Origin of the sequence: Sphingobacterium composti (assembly GCF_009829075.1) — a bacterium.
Lineage (GTDB): Bacteria > Bacteroidota > Bacteroidia > Sphingobacteriales > Sphingobacteriaceae > Sphingobacterium > Sphingobacterium composti.
Genome location: NZ_WUQZ01000065.1, coordinates 1 through 425, shown reverse-complemented (window position 1 = coordinate 425; position 425 = coordinate 1). Strand labels below are relative to the sequence as shown.

The 425-nt window shown below is 38.1% G+C and carries 1 protein-coding gene; it reads left to right on the top strand.

Features of this window, described 5'->3' with window-relative positions; all coding sequences use genetic code 11:
* Positions 1-226: 226 nt before the first annotated feature.
* Positions 227-425: hypothetical protein (locus tag GOQ17_RS16070; RefSeq protein WP_394350617.1), on the top strand; the 199-nt coding region annotated here is incomplete at its 3' end.

Below are 425 nucleotides of genomic sequence, written 5' to 3'. Positions count from 1 at the left end.
AAATTGTAGAGTGGGTAATAGATGATCATCAGCGACTTGTTCTTCAACGAAGTGACGAGTCTGTAAAAGACCTTAAAAAAAAACTCCCCAAAAAAGCATAATCGCTCATTTTCAATATCTTTTTGAACAATGTAGTTCGGCTTTTAATCAACACCGTACCTTTCAGAGAGCCCGCAGTTTAGCATTGGGTTTGCTATGTAGTCTAGGTCGATGTACAGTGACTGGTATGTTAACAGCAAGTGGCAATCAATTTAAAGATTGGTCTGCAGCATACCGTCTATTTAAGGGGAGCCGAATGAATCTAAAAGATATTTTTGGGGTAATTCGAAAACAAGTTGTTCTTTTGAATGAATCAGAGGATAGGTATATCTATGCGCACATGGACGATACCCTATTGCGAAAGACAGGGAAGAAAATATATGGTT